Origin of the sequence: Citrobacter sp. Res13-Sevr-PEB04-36, from assembly GCF_015672735.1 — a bacterium.
Classification (GTDB): domain Bacteria; phylum Pseudomonadota; class Gammaproteobacteria; order Enterobacterales; family Enterobacteriaceae; genus Citrobacter.
Window position 1 is genome coordinate 57,465 of record NZ_JADABY010000006.1, and the last position, 15,827, is coordinate 73,291.

The following is a 15,827-nucleotide window of genomic DNA, read 5'->3' on the forward strand; positions in this document are numbered from 1 at the left end:
TTTAGAGTTATTAACCCCCTCAAACCTCTCACTCTTTAGTCTATTCCCGATACAGATCACCTTTTCAAAAACTTTCATATAACTTCATGTTATCGCGAGATTTAATCAATTTTTGCTAGTTCCCTTCAAAAATCAGTTTGCCGCTAATTTGCACAATTCGGTTATTGCGTGATCTGCCGCTCAAATCCCAAACAAAACTCCAAAAGCCCCTACATTTAACTTTTATGAGACATATTATTAACATCCTACAAGGAGAACAAAAGCCATGAGCCAAATACATAAACACGCTATTCCCGCAAATATTGCGGATCGTTGCCTGATAAATCCGGAGCAGTACGACGCGAAATACCAACAATCTATTACTGACCCCGACACATTTTGGGGTGAGCAGGGCAAAATTCTTGATTGGATGCAACCTTATAGCCAAGTGAAGAACACCTCTTTTGCACCTGGCAACGTGTCCATTAAATGGTACGAAGACGGTACGCTGAATCTGGCAGCGAACTGCCTTGACCGCCATCTGCAGGAAAACGGCGATCGCACCGCCATCATCTGGGAAGGCGATGATGCCACCCAGAGTAAACATATTACTTATCGTGAACTGCATCGCGACGTTTGCCGTTTTGCCAATACATTGCTGGATTTAGGCATTAAAAAAGGCGATGTAGTGGCGATCTATATGCCAATGGTCCCGGAAGCGGCGGTGGCGATGCTGGCCTGCGCCCGTATTGGGGCGGTGCATTCGGTGATCTTCGGCGGGTTCTCGCCGGAAGCCGTTGCCGGGCGTATCATCGACTCAAATTCACGCCTGGTGATCACCGCCGATGAAGGTGTGCGTGCTGGACGCGGCATCCCGCTGAAAAAGAACGTAGATGATGCGCTGAAAAACCCGAACGTGAAGACCGTTGAACACGTCGTGGTCCTCAAACGTACTGGCGGAAAAACGGACTGGCAGGAAGGCCGCGATCTGTGGTGGTCCGACCTTATTGAGAAAGCGAGTCCTGAACATCAACCGGAAGAAATGAACGCGGAAGATCCGTTGTTTATTCTGTATACCTCCGGTTCAACCGGTAAACCAAAAGGCGTGCTGCACACCACCGGCGGGTATCTGGTTTACGCGGCGACCACCTTCAAATACGTGTTCGATTATCATCAGGGCGATATCTATTGGTGTACCGCCGATGTGGGTTGGGTCACCGGGCACAGCTATTTGCTGTACGGCCCGCTGGCCTGTGGCGCTACCACGCTGATGTTCGAAGGCGTACCCAACTGGCCAACGCCTGCGCGTATGTCGCAGGTCGTGGATAAGCATCAGGTCAATATTCTCTATACTGCCCCGACCGCGATCCGCGCCCTGATGGCAGAAGGCGATAAAGCGATTGAAGGCACCGACCGTTCGTCACTGCGTATTCTGGGCTCTGTCGGCGAGCCGATTAACCCGGAAGCGTGGGAGTGGTACTGGAAGAAGATCGGCAACGAAAAATGCCCGGTCGTCGATACCTGGTGGCAGACCGAAACCGGCGGTTTCATGATCACCCCGCTGCCGGGCGCTACCGAACTGAAAGCCGGTTCGGCAACACGTCCGTTCTTCGGCGTGCAGCCGGCGATTGTCGATAACGAAGGCAACCCGCTGGAAGGCGCGACCGAAGGCAACCTGGTGATCACCGATTCCTGGCCGGGTCAGGCGAGAACCCTGTTTGGCGATCACGATCGTTTTGAGCAGACCTACTTCTCCACCTTCAAGAATATGTACTTCAGCGGCGACGGCGCGCGTCGTGACGAAGACGGTTATTACTGGATAACAGGGCGCGTGGATGACGTGCTGAACGTTTCCGGTCACCGTCTGGGGACCGCAGAAATCGAATCCGCGCTGGTGTCGCATCCGAAGATTGCCGAAGCCGCAGTCGTAGGCATTCCGCATAATATTAAAGGCCAGGCTATCTACGCCTACGTCACGTTGAACCACGGCGAAGAGCCGACACCTGAGCTGTACGCTGAAGTGCGCAACTGGGTGCGTAAAGAAATTGGCCCGCTGGCAACGCCAGACGTGCTGCACTGGACCGACTCACTGCCGAAAACCCGCTCCGGCAAAATTATGCGCCGTATCCTGCGCAAAATTGCAGCGGGCGATACCAGCAATCTGGGCGATACCTCGACCCTCGCCGATCCTGGCGTGGTAGAGAAACTGCTCGAAGAGAAGCAGGCTATCGCGATGCCATCATAACCCTAACCGTGAAATGCCCGATGGCACGCTGCTTGTCGGGCCAACAAACCCTACCTCTACCCCTCCCCTGACCGGGAGGGAAAATATAATAACCCTCCCCAAAGGATTTCGCGTTGCAGGAAGGCGGCAAGCGAGCACATCCCCAGGAGCATAGTTCACTATGTAACTGGGATGGGCGAGTGCGGCCAACACACCTGCAGCGTGAAAGACGAAGGGGACCTCTGGAGAGCTCTGCGATGAATGACAATATTTATCAGCGGATAGAAGACAGTGCGCGTTTCAGGGAGTTAGTTGAAAAAAGGCAACGGTTTGCCACCATTCTTTCCATCATCATGCTGGTGGTTTATATCAGCTTCATTTTACTGATTGCCTTTGCGCCTGGTTGGCTGGGAACACCGCTGCATGCGGGAACCAGCGTCACCCGAGGTATTCCGATAGGGGTAGGAGTGATCCTTATTTCCTTCATTCTGACTGGGATCTATATCTGGCGGGCAAACGGTGAGTTCGATCGTCTTAACAATGCGGTACTGCACGAGGTTAAAGCATCATGAAGAGAGTCCTGACGGCGCTTGCCGCCACGCTGCCCTTCGCCGCAAACGCGGCGGATGCTATTAGCGGTGCAGTCCAACGCCAGCCAACCAACTGGCAGGCGATTGTCATGTTCCTGATTTTCGTCATCTTTACGCTCGGTATTACCTACTGGGCATCAAAGCGCGTGCGTTCGCGTAACGACTATTACACCGCGGGCGGTAATATCACCGGCTTCCAGAACGGGCTGGCGATCGCGGGCGACTATATGTCGGCGGCGTCGTTTCTCGGGATTTCCGCGCTGGTCTTTACCTCTGGCTACGACGGGCTGATTTACTCACTCGGTTTCCTGGTTGGCTGGCCAATCATTCTGTTCCTGATTGCCGAACGTCTACGTAACCTCGGCCGCTACACCTTTGCCGATGTCGCGTCTTACCGTCTGAAGCAGGGTCCTATCCGTATTCTGTCAGCCTGCGGTTCGCTGGTGGTGGTGGCGCTGTACCTGATTGCCCAGATGGTAGGTGCCGGGAAGCTTATCCAGCTGCTGTTCGGTCTGAACTATCATATTGCCGTGGTGCTGGTTGGCGTGCTGATGATGATGTATGTGCTGTTCGGCGGCATGCTGGCAACCACATGGGTGCAAATCATCAAAGCCGTACTGCTGCTGTTTGGTGCCAGCTTTATGGCCTTCATGGTCATGAAGCACGTCGGCTTCAGCTTCAACAACCTGTTCACCGAAGCGATGGCGGTACACCCGAAAGGCTCCGCAATTATGAGCCCGGGCGGGTTGGTGAAAGACCCAATATCAGCGTTGTCGTTAGGCCTCGGATTGATGTTCGGTACGGCAGGCCTGCCGCATATTCTGATGCGTTTCTTCACGGTCAGCGATGCTCGCGAAGCGCGTAAGAGCGTGTTCTACGCCACCGGCTTTATGGGTTACTTCTACATTCTGACCTTTATCATCGGCTTTGGTGCGATCATGCTGGTGGGTGCGAACCCGGCATATAAAGACGCGGCTGGCGCGCTGATTGGCGGCAATAACATGGCGGCGGTGCATCTGGCCAACGCGGTGGGCGGTAACCTGTTCCTCGGCTTTATCTCCGCAGTGGCCTTTGCCACCATTCTGGCCGTGGTCGCCGGTCTGACACTGGCGGGCGCTTCCGCGGTATCTCACGACCTGTACGCTAACGTGTTCCGTAAAGGTGCTACCGAGCGTGAAGAACTGCGCGTGTCTAAAATCACCGTACTGGTGTTGGGCGTAATTGCTATCGTGCTCGGCGTGTTGTTCGAAAACCAGAACATCGCCTTTATGGTCGGTCTGGCATTCGCCATCGCTGCAAGCTGTAACTTCCCGATCATCCTGCTTTCCATGTACTGGTCACGACTGACCACGCGTGGCGCAATGCTGGGCGGCTGGTTAGGACTGATAACGGCGGTAGTGCTGATGGTTCTTGGCCCAACTATTTGGGTGCAAATTCTCGGCCACGAAAAAGCTATTTTCCCGTATGAATACCCGGCGCTGTTCTCCATCAGCGTGGCGTTCCTCGGTATTTGGTTCTTCTCTGCCACCGATAATTCCGCAGAAGGTAATCGCGAGCGTGAGCTGTTCCGCGCCCAGTTTATCCGTTCCCAGACCGGGTACGGCGTAGAGCAAGGTCGCGCGCACTAATAGATCTCCTCCCCGACTTCACCGGTCGGGGAGTGTTCGGTACAGATTCAACCTGCGGTAAAACTCGCCACCAGACGGAGTTTTCCATCAATTAGCTTAAACAAATATGACGATGCTCCGTCACAAGACTCTGAGAGACCAGGCCGTTGTTTATTCGCACTGGTACCCTGATAAAGCCTTAAAACGCCCTCGTCAAATTCTCCCATAGCAACCGTGTCGCAGGTTCCATCAACCACGTGACGCTGACCGTTTTCTTCATAATAGAACGTGCCGTCTTCATCACCCGGAAAGTATTTCCGTTTCTGCTCTTGTGCCGATAGCGCGTTTATCCGATGTTCTTTGATTTCCAGAGTGTCAGGGTTAACATCAAGACTGCTCAAGATGTGTAAACCCTTAATAATCTGCGACGCATTTTTATCAAACACCGCCTCGGTAAGCTGATCCGACTGAGATGATTGTGATTCATCGTAAGGAATAAAATCGTCAAGGCTGCCCGGTAATGGGAATACAAAATAAGACTTTAATGCGGCAACGTTTGCCTCACTCAGCGCCTGCTGGAACTGTTGAAACTGAATCAGCGCGCTTTTCTTTTGTTCGGGCGTGTTGAGAGGGGTAACATCTTTCACGTCATCAAGGATGAGCAAGACAGAGGTAAAGTGGAGACCAGTTTGGGCATACATCGTTTTCCCGGTCAGGATGACATCTTTTCCCAGAGAAGGAGCAAGATCGGCGTAATCAGGCTTATTTTTGCCCATCAAAATAAGCTGTACTAGCGGAACACTTTCACTCTCGCCGGTAACATCACACTCAAAAGGTTGATCCAACTTTAGATAATCATAAGTTACCGCTTCATCGCCGTCCTTGATGCTTTCGTAATTTGGCAGGCCGGGTAGCGTCTGTTGTATCAATGTTCCCTGAAGTATCACCTTTTGGTCCTCATCAGGACACCAGGCCATAACGACCTGGCTGAACAGGAGAGCAGATAACCACAAATATTTCACACTGAATATCCTTACACTGGCCAACGGAATTAATCACGATTGTAAAATATGAGCGTAAGGCTAAAAAGCGTTCATGGGAAAATCAGAATATCGACATCTTCCCCGGTCTTTTTCGCTGGGGATCACAGTTTTCTCTCTCCAACGTATCCATCACTGTTGATAGCGCTACAGTACCAAAATTAAATTGAAACACTGTTTTTATTACATAAACACGTTAATTCATTTTGAGAAAAGAGGATGCGATGAAGAAATATGCCCTGGTAGGAACCGGCGGGCGGGCGAGCGGGCCTGTATATCTCAGCAATTGGTGGGCAATGGAAGGAAAACGCCCGGCTGGTCGCCTTTTGCGACACCAACCAAACCCGTATGAACTACGCGAATCAGCTGTTGAAAAATGAGGGGGGCCGCTCCGGTATCCACCTGGAAAGCCGCACAGTTTGAAGACATGATCCGCGAAACCCGCCCCGATGTCATCATCGTGACCACTATGGACCGCACCCACGATGACTATATCGTGCGGGCGCTGCACGCGGGCTGTGATGTGATCACTGAAAAACCGATGACCATCGATGAGAAGCGCGCCCTGCGTATTCTCGATGCCATTGAAGAGACCGGACACGAGGTGCGCGTCGCCTTTAACTATCGCTATGCCCCGCATCACAGCAAGGTACGCGAGCTGCTGATGAACACTTATCTGCCGTGGGAAGGACTGAACGTGGTGTTTAACGGCAGCGAAGGTCGCCTGGAGATGAAGATCGTGGAGAAATCATACGTCAATGCAGGCGGGGCAAGGGAGAACGAAGGCAGCCTGGAAAGCTGTGATATTACCGTTTTCCCGATGTTCGCTGCGCCCTGGCAGGCCGACTTCACGCTGGGCGAAGGTGGCCACGGCGGCGGTGATAACGCGATGCTGGCCGATCTGTTTGGCGAGCCGCGACACGATCCGCCGCAGCGCGCCGCCGACCATCGCGCGGGCGCCATGTCGATCATGACCGGCATCGCCGGGAATCTCTCCATGCAGCAGCAGCGCCCGGTAAATTTTAAAGAGTTTGAACTAATTTCACGGTTGAAATAGCGTCCGGACCGCTGGTCAGAACATCACCCTCGCAACCAACGGTGCCACCAGCACCATCACCACGCCGGAAAGCATCATCACCAGGCTGGCAATCACCCCTTCCTGCTGGCCAAGCTCATAGGAGCGCGCGGTGCCTGCGCCGTGCGACGCCGCACCAAACCCGGCCCCTTTCGCCATTCCTTCACGGATGGAAAGGCGCAAAAACAGCATGTCGCCCACCGCCATACCGAACACGCCGGTGATCACCACAAACAGCGCCACCAGATCAGGTTGCCCACCCAGCGGCTCTGCCGCCGCCAGCGCAAATGGCGTGGTCACCGAGCGTACCGCCAGGCTACGCTGGATTTCATCGGGTAACATAAACAGACGCGCCAACCAAACCGAACTGGTGACAGCCACCAGCGTTGCCGTCACCACGCCCGCCGTCAGCGACATCCAGTGACGCTTAATAACCGCGAGGTTATCGTAAACCGGCACGGCAAACGCGATGGTCGCCGGGCCCAGCAGCCACATCAGCCAGTGCGATTCACCAATATAGTTTTGCCAGGAGATATGTCCGAACACCAGCATCAGCACCAACAGCGCAGGCGTCAGGACCAACGGCATCAGCGGCAATGTCCGAAAACGACGATACAGGCGCTTGTTGGCAAAATAGATACCCAGTGTAATCACCAGACACAGCACGCTTAACTGGAAATTACTCACGGTTTAACCTGCTCATTTCATAGCGATAAACTTTATCAACCACCCACGCCGTGGCGCCGAGCACCAGCAGCGTACTGATGGCAATAACGGCAAAAATGCGCCAGCCATCCACCAGCAACAGGTGCGTATAGTTCACCACGGCGACAACCGCCGGGACAAAGAACAGCAGCATTTCAGCCAGTAGCCAACGGGCGCCTGCACGTATCCAGCTAAGTGGGATAACCCGGCACACAATCAGCGCCAGCATGAGTACCATCCCGACCAGGTTGGCGGGAAGCGGCAAATGCAGCCAGGAGACCAGATATTGGGCAAAAACAAATAAACCTGCGTACAACAGAACCTGAACAGGGATCTGGAGTCGATGAATAACGGCAGGCGTCACGCGGCTTATCGCCACAGCCATGAGGGAATGTCCGTAAAAAATAGAGAGCGCCAGTATAGAGACCCTCCCCCGAGGACTGAAATGAATTAAACTCATTGCAGGCATAGTCTTAAGGAATAATCATGGATATCAGAACGCTGCGATATTTTGTTGAGGTGGTTCGCCAGCAGAGCTTTACCCGCGCGGCGGAGAAGCTGTTCGTCACCCAGCCGACCATCAGCAAAATGTTGAAGAACCTTGAAGACGAGCTGAACTGCACGCTGCTAATCCGTGACGGACGGCGACTGTTGTTGACCGATACCGGACGCATCGTCTTTGAACGCGGCCTGGCGATCCTCGCTGAGTTCCGCCAGCTTGAGGCTGAACTCAGCGATATAAACCATCTGAATAAAGGGATCCTGCGGCTCGGCATTCCTCCGATGGTCGGCATGTTAATGGCTGGCCCCATCAGCCTGTTTCGCCAGCGTTATCCCGGTGTTGAACTGAAAATATCGGAATTTGGCGGCTTAACCGTCCAGCAGGCGGTGATGAACGGGGATCTGGACGTAGCAATGACGGCGCTACCGGTTGAAGAAGAGAGCGGACTGGCAACTTTACCGCTTTTTAGCCACCCACTCTGCGTGCTGATGCCGCGCTCCGGCCAGTGGACAAGCTGTGATTCCATTTCCCCCGAGGCGCTAGCGGAGCACCCGCTGCTGATCTACAACGAAGATTTTGCCCTGAGCCGTCAGTTGCTGGAGCTGTTTAGCCAGCACAACGTCAAGCCGCGTATTGCGGTACGCAGCGGGCAGTGGGATTTCCTGGCCGCCATGGTGCAAGCAGGGGTTGGGATCGCCATTTTGCCGGAACCGATTTGCCAACGGCTGGATAAGCAAACGCTGCGCTGGATCCCGCTGGAGAGTCACTTACGCTGGCAGTTGGGCATGATCTGGCGCGAAGGCGTGTATCTGTCGCACAGCGCCCAGGCGTGGCTGAAATGCTGCGAAGGGTTTTGGTTAACGCAGGAGTCGTAAGTTGCCGGATGGCGGCGTACCCGCCTTATCCGGCCTACAGGCAATTATGCCCATTTCGTAGGCCTGATAAGCACAGCGCCATCAGGCACGTTCACCTGCACGGAGGTCTGTTATCTCACCTGCCCAGCTCTCCGGGTACAACCCCAATTTCACATCACGATGAAACGTTGAAAAAGGCCATAACTTCACCTGTTCCGCCCAACCGTGTTTCACAGGATTAATATAAATGTAATCCACATGCTGGCAATAATCGCGCTCATCACGAATGGTATGTTCCCAAAAGCGAGGTTGCCAGATATGCCTGACGGATAAGGATCGGGTGAAATGCTTTTTAATTTCCCGCCAGCGGGACGAAAAATCAGCGTCATTTTCAGGCAGCGTCCAGATGCAATGCATATGCTCAGGTAAGACGACCCACGCATTGATATGGAAAGGTTTAACCTTGTTTACCTCGGAAATAGCACTGCGAAGATGATAGATTTTTGATGTTAAAAGATGGCTTCTGCGGTCTTGTAGATTCACCGTAAAAAACCATGTCCCACCGTTGATGTAGTGACGCCGATAATCAGACATGTTTCCCCCTTTTCTTAACCGTATGGAGAAAAGAGGGAATCGACAAGACAAACAGATCAGTTCAGGAAAGCGGCTCGCAAATTCCGTAATGATAGATTCGCCGGATGCGGCGTAAACGCCTTATCCGGCCTACAGGCAATTATGCCCATTTCGTAGGCCTGATAAGCGCAGCGCCATCAGGCACAACCTTTGCCGGATGCGGCGCAAACGCCTTATCCGGCCTACAGGCAATTATGCCCATTTCGTAGGCCTGATAAGCGCAGCACCATCAGGCACAACCTTTGCCGGATACGGCGCAAACGCCTTATCCGTCCTACAGGCAATTATGCCTATTCCGTAGGCCTGATAAGCGCAGCGCCATCAGGCACAATCGTTTACTGATTCTCGATCAACAGTGCTTCGAGCAAATCCAGATCGTGCAGCAGTTTCTGCAGCGTTTCATTGCTGATTTCACGGGTGGCGCGCAGATGATACAGCTCTGCACGCTCCGAGCGCAGCGCCGCCAGACGGAAACGCCGTTCAAGGTTTTCTTCCTGCAACGAGCTTTCCGCATCATTACGCCCATCGACACGACGACGCAGGTTACCAATCACCCGCGAGCTCACCTCGGTCAGCAGTTGATTATCAATATTCTCTTCGCTATCCGCAGCCAGACGCTCTTCCATTTTCTGGATGGCCACAATCGCCACTTCCGCCGTCGCGGCGCGGGCAATGCGTATCTCTTTTTGCTGCTGCGAGTGATCCGCCACTTCCAGATGCTGCAGCAGGATCGGCAGCATCACCACGCCAACAAACAGCGAGAACAGAATCACACCAGCGGCAAGGAAGATCAGCTCATAACGAGCCGGGAAGCCGCTACCGTCCGGCAACAATAACGGGATGGAGAGTACACCGGCCAGCGTGATGGCCCCACGCACACCCGCAAAGGATGCGATCAGGATTTCGCGCGTGGTCCACGAGCCAAACTCCATGGGCTTCTTCTTCAGAAAACGCATGCTGAAGTTTTTCATGGTCCACAGCCAGCCAAAACGCACCAGCATCAGTGCCGCATAGATCAGCACGATATCGGTAAACAGCATCCACATTTCGACATTCGGATCGGCGTCTGCCGCCGCCAGCGAAGACTCCAGAATACCGGGTAACTGTAGTCCTAACAGCAGGAAGACCATGCCGTTAAACACGAACTCAAGCATGGCCCAGGTACTGTTTGCACGTAAGCGCATCGCCAAAGGCGCGCGGCGCATAACGCCAGAACGGGTAATCGTCATCCCGGCAGCCACCGCCGCGAGGATCCCGGAAACACCGATATGTTCCGCAATCAGATAAGAGGCAAACGGCAGCAGGAACAGCAGGACAATTTGCGTCGCAGGCTCGTCACCACCCCAGCGGCTGAGAAAACGTAGGGAGCGACCGTACAGCCAGCTGACCACAAAACCCGCCAGGATACCGCCGATTGCCACCTTGAAGAATTCAACCGTCGCGCCGCCGACAGTAAACACCATCGTGCCCATCGCCACCGCGACAGCAAACTTGAGTGAAACCAGGCCTGAGGCGTCGTTCATTAACGCTTCACCCTGCAGGATGCCCATGATTTTCTTCGGTATGCGGCCTTCACCGACGATACCGGAAAGTGCCACGGCATCAGTTGGCGACAGCACAGCTGCCAGCGCAAAGGCAGGGATCAGCGGAATGCCCGGTACCAACCAGTAAATCATAAAGCCAATTCCGACCACCGTGACCAGCACGAGCGCCAGCGCAAGGCCGAAAATCTCTCGCCCATGCTCGAGAAACTCACGCGTTGGCGTCTTCCAGCCATCGGCAAACAGCAGCGGCGGGATAAACAGAACCAGAAACAGTTCAGGGTCGAACTCCACATGCAAACCAAACGTCGGCCACGCCAGCAAGGCGCCGATGGCGATCTGCATAAGGGGTAAAGGGAGTTGGAAGGGCAATACGCGAGTCACTACCCCTGACAGCGAGACCACGAGGGTCATGATGAGTATGGTAAAAAAGATTTCCATGCGTTCCCTGTTTGCGGTGTTTCTTATGATATGTGATGAGAAGCGTCGTGCCTCAATTCTATCTTCTTCAGAGTAACGCAAAAGACAACGAGATGTGTTCCGAAAATAAAAACGGGCGGCAAAAGCCACCCGTTTTCAGGAACATCATGATGTAAGAATCAGATGGCCCAACCGCCGGCATAGAAGGCCACCAGCGCGATGGAAATAACCACGGTACCGATGTTCAGTTTGCGCCATTCGCCGGAAACAATGCGGCCAATCACCAGCGTAGCAAAGCCAATCATAATGCCGGTAACGATGTTACAGGTCAGCACGATGAACACAGCAGTTACCAGACCCGCCATCGCATCCACAAAGTCTGCGAAGTCGATTTTCGCTACGTTGCTCAGCATCAGCAGACCGACATACATCAGCGCTGGTGCAGTTGCGTACGCAGGAACCAGATAGGAGAGCGGGGAGAGGAACAGGATCAGCAGGAACAGCACACCGACGGTTATCGCCGTCAGACCGGTTTTACCGCCCGCTGCCGTACCCGCTGCAGATTCAATATAAACCGCTGCAGGTGCTGCGCCGACCAGACCAGAGAACACGCTGCTCAGGGAGTCGGTGGTTAACGCTTTACCGCCATCAATAATCTGTCCGTCTTTATCCAGCAGATTAGCCTGTCCAGCCACCGCACGAATGGTGCCGGTTGCATCGAAGACGGCGGTCATCACCAGCGCCAGCACACTCGGCAGAACAAGTGGGTTGAGCGCACCCATAATGTCCAGACTGCCGATCAGGGAGTTTCCTTCCGCATCACTCAGAGAAGGCATGGCAAAAATACCGGAAAAATGCACGGCAGGGTCGAAAATCAGGCCAACAACAGAAATACCGATGATGGTCAGCAAGATGCCGCCCGGTACTTTCAGTTTTTCGAGGCCGATAATGACCGCCAGGCCAATCAGCGACATGATCACCGGAAAGGTATCGAAATCACCCAGGGCAACAGGCAGGCCATCCAGCGGGTTCTTGATCACCAGACCAACACCATTTGCCGCAATCAGCAGCAGGAAAAGACCGATACCAATCCCCGTGCCGTGCGCAACACCCTGCGGCAGGTTGCGCAGGATCCAGCTACGGATACCGGTTGCGGAAATAATGGTAAACAGGACGCCCATCAGGAACACCGCACCCAGCGCAACAGGCACGCTAATATGCTGCCCCAACACCAGGCTAAATGCGGTAAACGCCGTCAGCGAGATAGCGCAACCAATCGCCAGCGGCAGGTTGGCCCACAAGCCCATCACAATAGAACCGACACCGGCTACCAGGCAGGTCGCTACGAAAACTGCCGCCGGCGGGAATCCGGCTTTACCCAGCATCCCCGGAACCACAATAACGGAGTAAACCATTGCCAGGAACGTCGTTAATCCGGCAACGACTTCCTGACGGACGGTACTGCCACGGTGCGAAATTTTAAACCAGGCGTCGAGTGAACCGCCGGTACGCGCTGAAGGCGTAGACATAGAAAACATCCCCTGAGAGTTTATTTTTCGTCAATATGCGTGATGGACAATCCACTGCCTGCTAAACGTTTTCTCCATGTGCCAGGTTTGCGTCAAAAGGGGTGTCGCAAAAAAGCAAACGTTTAGCTTCGCGCATAAAAAACGGGTAGTAAAAAAAAGCAAACGATTATCCTGCGATCATACTGCGGTTTTCAACAGAACTTTGCCGCTTTTTATGCATTTCTTCTTATAGCGCACAAGAAATAGCCAACCGATGCGCAAACGTTATCGTTAATGCGCAATCTGACAACAAGTTTCGCTGGGTTATTGCAACATCCACGATGTGTTTCACGGCAAAGTTGCACAAAAAAACGGGTGAAGATGCAGGAAAAATTTCGGCTAAAAAAACACCAATTGACTGGCAATTGTCCTGGGGTGACTTACAATTACCTTATCAACACAGACCGGAACCTCCACTACGTGCTCGACTGAGGGGTGTTGATGTCGGGGGAAACCCTCCCGTGAACCAGCGGGATAGAGTGAAAGACAAAGACCGGAACCAAACTAAAGCGCCCAGTTGTGGCGCTTTAGTTTTATACCCGTCACCTGTTTCAAACTTATCAATCATCTTCCAGCAATCGTGCCCCAGTCCCCTGCTCGCCAAGCTGATCGCCTGGGTTACGCAACGGGCAATCACTGCGTGACAAACAGCCGCAGCCGATACAACCGTCCAGTTCATCACGTAGCGCCACCAGGGTGTGAATACGTCGGTCCAGCTCTTCACGCCATTGCGAAGAAAGCTGCCTCCACTCCTTCGTACTGAGCGAGTGGCCCTCAGGCAATACGCCCAACGCGTCACTGATCGTCGCCAGCGGGATGCCAATGCGCTGAGCAATTTTGATGATGGCAACATAACGTAACACATCACGTTTGTATCGACGCTGATTGCCGCTATTGCGCATGCTGCTGATTAACCCTTTGCTTTCATAGAAATGCAGGGTCGATACCGCCACGCCGCTACGCTTTGCGACTTCCCCAGGGGTGAGCAGCGCTTTAATGCGGGGTAATTTCTTTTCCATAAATCGCTTTACCTCAAGTTAACTTGAGGAATTATACTCGCCCACAGACAAAACGACGAATCGAATACTGAGAAAGAGGCTGCCATATGTCCCATCAGCAAATTATTCAGACACTTATTGAATGGATTGATGAACATATCGACCAACCGCTGAATATCGAAGCGGTCGCGAAAAAATCAGGTTATTCAAAGTGGTATTTGCAGCGAATGTTCCGTACGGTGATGCGCCAAACGTTAGGTGACTATATCCGTCAGCGTCGACTGCTACTGGCCGCCGTTGAACTACGCAATACCGAACGGCCTATTTTTGATATTGCGATGGATCTCGGCTATGTATCGCAACAGACATTCTCACGCGTGTTCCGCCGCGAGTTTGATCGCACACCCAGCGACTATCGCCATCGTCTGTAAGATTATTGCCCGCTCTGCGTCAGTATGGCGGGCGACCGCTGAACCCAGTGCATGAACTCCTGCGGCGGTAATGCTTTCGCAAAGTACCACCCCTGGCAGTACTGTACACCACGCTCGAGCAGCCAGCTGATTTGCTCAGCCGTTTCTACCCCTTCTGCAATTGTCTTCAGGTGTAAACTTTGCGCCATTTCGATGATATGTTCGGCAATCATGTGGCTGGTGCTGTTGGTAGCCAACGTGCTGATAAATGATTTATCGATCTTCAGAATATCGACATTTAACGAAGACAGATTGTGCAGATTGGAATATCCGGTACCAAAATCATCAAATGCGACTTCATAACCCGCCTGACGAAATGCCTGAATGACTGGGGTCATCTTCTGCAGATCAATAAACCCGCGCTCGGTCACTTCCACTTTAATTTGCTGTGAACGTACGGAGTAGTCTCGTGATTTTTCAGCAATCATCGCAATCAGCCGGGATGAATGAAAGTCAGAAGCGGAGAGGTTTATTGAGACGTAAAGCTGAGGGTGCGCCGACAGAAAATAGCCCAGATCGTTGAATACTTCTTCAACCACGTAATCCGTTACCTGTTCAATCATCCCTTCCTTCTCAGCCAGCGGAATAAATTCTGTCGGGCTCATAACCTCGCCTTTGCAACCGGGCCATCGCAGTAGCGCTTCAGCCCCGACGCATTTTCCATTTTTGATATCAATGATCGGCTGGTAATGCAGGCAAAGCTGGCGTTTTTTGATCGCGCGTTTTAGCAAACGGCGAGGAGAATAGTATTGTTGCCGTGTACGCCACCACAAGAGCAGCATCAGGATGCTACAAATCACGCCGAAAGGGAGCGTCAACGTGGCTTGATGATAGAAATTCTGAAGTACGCGATCGCCCGTGGTCGACACAATAATTGCAATTGGCCGCTTTTCTGAACGAACGATGGTATAAAAGCGATCGCCCTGCTGGAACGTAGAGGCTTCACCGCGTATACCAGCGGTAATAATTGCGCAACGTTTGCGCCTTCACTGGCAGAGAAAAAGCTATCCGTTACCGTATCATAGACACCCCAGGCGAGATCCGGGTCATCAGACATGACCTCGCTATAGGATAAAGGGTTGATGACGACAACATAGTTTCCTCTTTGCATATACGTCATTCTGTAGCCAGAAAAAAACGGCGTATCGCGATAGTAATAGATGGAGATGTCCGGAGTCCGCTTATAGTCAGCGGTAGGCATAATATATGAGACTGACGGCACCATCGACGTGGAGCACAAAAAATGATCAGCCTGCGCATAAATGAGATCGCTAATATATAAACGCCCACGAATAATATTCAACATACTTTTTTGATGCGCCGGGCTACATATCTTCCCTTGATACAGTTGCGCCATATCACGCGCGAGATCGGCTTGCTGGATCACCAGTTCCGTTTTATTGAGAGCCAATTGAGCAAAAGTGCGGAGTTGATTGCGAGTTTCGGACATCGCCCTGACGTGAGCAAACCATAACGCTAATACTACGGGGAGTAATACCACCGTTAACGTTCCGAGGAGTCTCAGCGTCTTACGTCGCGCACTGTGAGTCATATCAACCCTATTTCCCTGTATCGTATATGCCAGTACCTATCAAGGCAGGATGCTATTTACCCTAAATAA

The 15,827-nt window shown here is 52.9% G+C and carries 12 protein-coding genes and 2 pseudogenes; 6 read left to right on the forward strand and 8 right to left on the reverse strand.

What is annotated here, in order from left to right; all coding sequences use genetic code 11:
* The first annotated feature begins 265 nt into the window (after nucleotides 1-265).
* The 3 genes from acs (at nucleotide 266) to actP (ending at nucleotide 4,421) form a co-directional block, all read left to right on the forward strand.
* Nucleotides 266-2,224, forward strand: a complete 1,959-nt coding sequence (gene acs / locus IMQ48_RS01475; RefSeq protein ID WP_196207613.1) for an acetate--CoA ligase — start codon at nucleotides 266-268, stop codon at nucleotides 2,222-2,224.
* A gap of 236 nt (nucleotides 2,225-2,460) precedes the next feature.
* Complete coding sequence (locus IMQ48_RS01480; protein WP_196207614.1) at nucleotides 2,461-2,775, forward strand: DUF485 domain-containing protein; 315 nt, start codon at nucleotides 2,461-2,463, stop codon at nucleotides 2,773-2,775.
* Nucleotides 2,772-4,421: a cation/acetate symporter ActP gene (gene actP, locus IMQ48_RS01485; RefSeq protein ID WP_196207615.1), complete on the forward strand. Its 1,650-nt coding sequence runs from the start codon at nucleotides 2,772-2,774 to the stop codon at nucleotides 4,419-4,421. The genes IMQ48_RS01480 and actP overlap by 4 nt, the downstream gene beginning before the upstream one ends.
* A gap of 47 nt (nucleotides 4,422-4,468) precedes the next feature.
* On the opposite strand, the gene IMQ48_RS01490 is transcribed toward actP, so the two are convergent.
* Nucleotides 4,469-5,422, reverse strand: a complete 954-nt coding sequence (locus IMQ48_RS01490; RefSeq protein ID WP_196207616.1) for a DUF4431 domain-containing protein — start codon at nucleotides 5,420-5,422, stop codon at nucleotides 4,469-4,471.
* Between the two features lie 242 nt (nucleotides 5,423-5,664).
* On the opposite strand from IMQ48_RS01490, the pseudogene IMQ48_RS01495 reads away from it, so the two are divergent.
* Nucleotides 5,665-6,497, forward strand: a pseudogene (locus tag IMQ48_RS01495) (Gfo/Idh/MocA family protein).
* A 15-nt stretch (nucleotides 6,498-6,512) separates the two neighbouring features.
* Here IMQ48_RS01495 and IMQ48_RS01500 read toward each other — a convergent pair.
* On the reverse strand, nucleotides 6,513-7,202 hold the full coding sequence (locus IMQ48_RS01500) for an LrgB family protein (RefSeq protein ID WP_196207617.1): 690 nt from the start codon (nucleotides 7,200-7,202) through the stop codon (nucleotides 6,513-6,515).
* Nucleotides 7,195-7,605, reverse strand: a complete 411-nt coding sequence (locus IMQ48_RS01505) for a CidA/LrgA family protein (protein WP_196207618.1) — start codon at nucleotides 7,603-7,605, stop codon at nucleotides 7,195-7,197. Before IMQ48_RS01505 ends, IMQ48_RS01500 begins: the two co-directional genes overlap by 8 nt.
* 101 nt (nucleotides 7,606-7,706) lie before the next feature.
* Here IMQ48_RS01505 and IMQ48_RS01510 point away from each other — a divergent pair, with 101 nt between their 5' ends.
* A complete protein-coding gene (locus IMQ48_RS01510; RefSeq protein WP_196207619.1) occupies nucleotides 7,707-8,597 on the forward strand; it encodes a LysR family transcriptional regulator in 891 nt (296 codons plus the stop codon).
* Nucleotides 8,598-8,678: 81 nt separating this feature from the next.
* Here IMQ48_RS01510 and IMQ48_RS01515 read toward each other — a convergent pair whose 3' ends face one another.
* The 4 genes from IMQ48_RS01515 to soxR form a co-directional block, all read right to left on the reverse strand.
* On the reverse strand, nucleotides 8,679-9,170 hold the full coding sequence (locus IMQ48_RS01515; protein ID WP_196207620.1) for a transposase: 492 nt from the start codon (nucleotides 9,168-9,170) through the stop codon (nucleotides 8,679-8,681).
* 374 nt (nucleotides 9,171-9,544) lie between these two features.
* Entirely contained in the window at nucleotides 9,545-11,191 is a 1,647-nt protein-coding gene (locus IMQ48_RS01520; RefSeq protein ID WP_117343600.1) for a Na+/H+ antiporter, read from the reverse strand.
* A 158-nt stretch (nucleotides 11,192-11,349) separates the two neighbouring features.
* Nucleotides 11,350-12,699, reverse strand: coding sequence for a guanine/hypoxanthine transporter GhxP (gene ghxP, locus IMQ48_RS01525; protein WP_196207621.1), 1,350 nt, complete (start codon nucleotides 12,697-12,699; stop codon nucleotides 11,350-11,352).
* A 599-nt stretch (nucleotides 12,700-13,298) separates the two neighbouring features.
* A complete protein-coding gene (soxR, locus tag IMQ48_RS01530) occupies nucleotides 13,299-13,757 on the reverse strand; it encodes a redox-sensitive transcriptional activator SoxR (RefSeq protein ID WP_196207622.1) in 459 nt (152 codons plus the stop codon).
* Nucleotides 13,758-13,843: 86 nt separating this feature from the next.
* On the opposite strand from soxR, the gene soxS reads away from it, so the two are divergent.
* Nucleotides 13,844-14,167, forward strand: a complete 324-nt coding sequence (soxS, locus tag IMQ48_RS01535) for a superoxide response transcriptional regulator SoxS (protein WP_096758702.1) — start codon at nucleotides 13,844-13,846, stop codon at nucleotides 14,165-14,167.
* Between the two features lie 2 nt (nucleotides 14,168-14,169).
* Here the strand turns inward: soxS and IMQ48_RS01540 are convergent.
* A pseudogene (locus tag IMQ48_RS01540) lies at nucleotides 14,170-15,758 on the reverse strand (EAL domain-containing protein).
* Nucleotides 15,759-15,827: the final 69 nt, after the last annotated feature.

Bases quoted from the DNA above. Each gene is read 5' to 3' on its own strand.
- acs (WP_196207613.1), top strand. From the start codon at position 266: ATGAGCCAAATACATAAACACGCTATTCCCGCAAATATTGCGGATCGT.
- IMQ48_RS01480 (WP_196207614.1), top strand. From the start codon at position 2,461: ATGAATGACAATATTTATCAGCGGATAGAAGACAGTGCGCGTTTCAGG.
- actP (WP_196207615.1), top strand. From the start codon at position 2,772: ATGAAGAGAGTCCTGACGGCGCTTGCCGCCACGCTGCCCTTCGCCGCA.
- IMQ48_RS01505 (WP_196207618.1), bottom strand. From the start codon at position 7,605: ATGGCTGTGGCGATAAGCCGCGTGACGCCTGCCGTTATTCATCGACTC.
- IMQ48_RS01510 (WP_196207619.1), top strand. From the start codon at position 7,707: ATGGATATCAGAACGCTGCGATATTTTGTTGAGGTGGTTCGCCAGCAG.
- IMQ48_RS01515 (WP_196207620.1), bottom strand. From the start codon at position 9,170: ATGTCTGATTATCGGCGTCACTACATCAACGGTGGGACATGGTTTTTT.
- IMQ48_RS01520 (WP_117343600.1), bottom strand. From the start codon at position 11,191: ATGGAAATCTTTTTTACCATACTCATCATGACCCTCGTGGTCTCGCTG.
- ghxP (WP_196207621.1), bottom strand. From the start codon at position 12,699: ATGTCTACGCCTTCAGCGCGTACCGGCGGTTCACTCGACGCCTGGTTT.
- soxR (WP_196207622.1), bottom strand. From the start codon at position 13,757: ATGGAAAAGAAATTACCCCGCATTAAAGCGCTGCTCACCCCTGGGGAA.
- soxS (WP_096758702.1), top strand. From the start codon at position 13,844: ATGTCCCATCAGCAAATTATTCAGACACTTATTGAATGGATTGATGAA.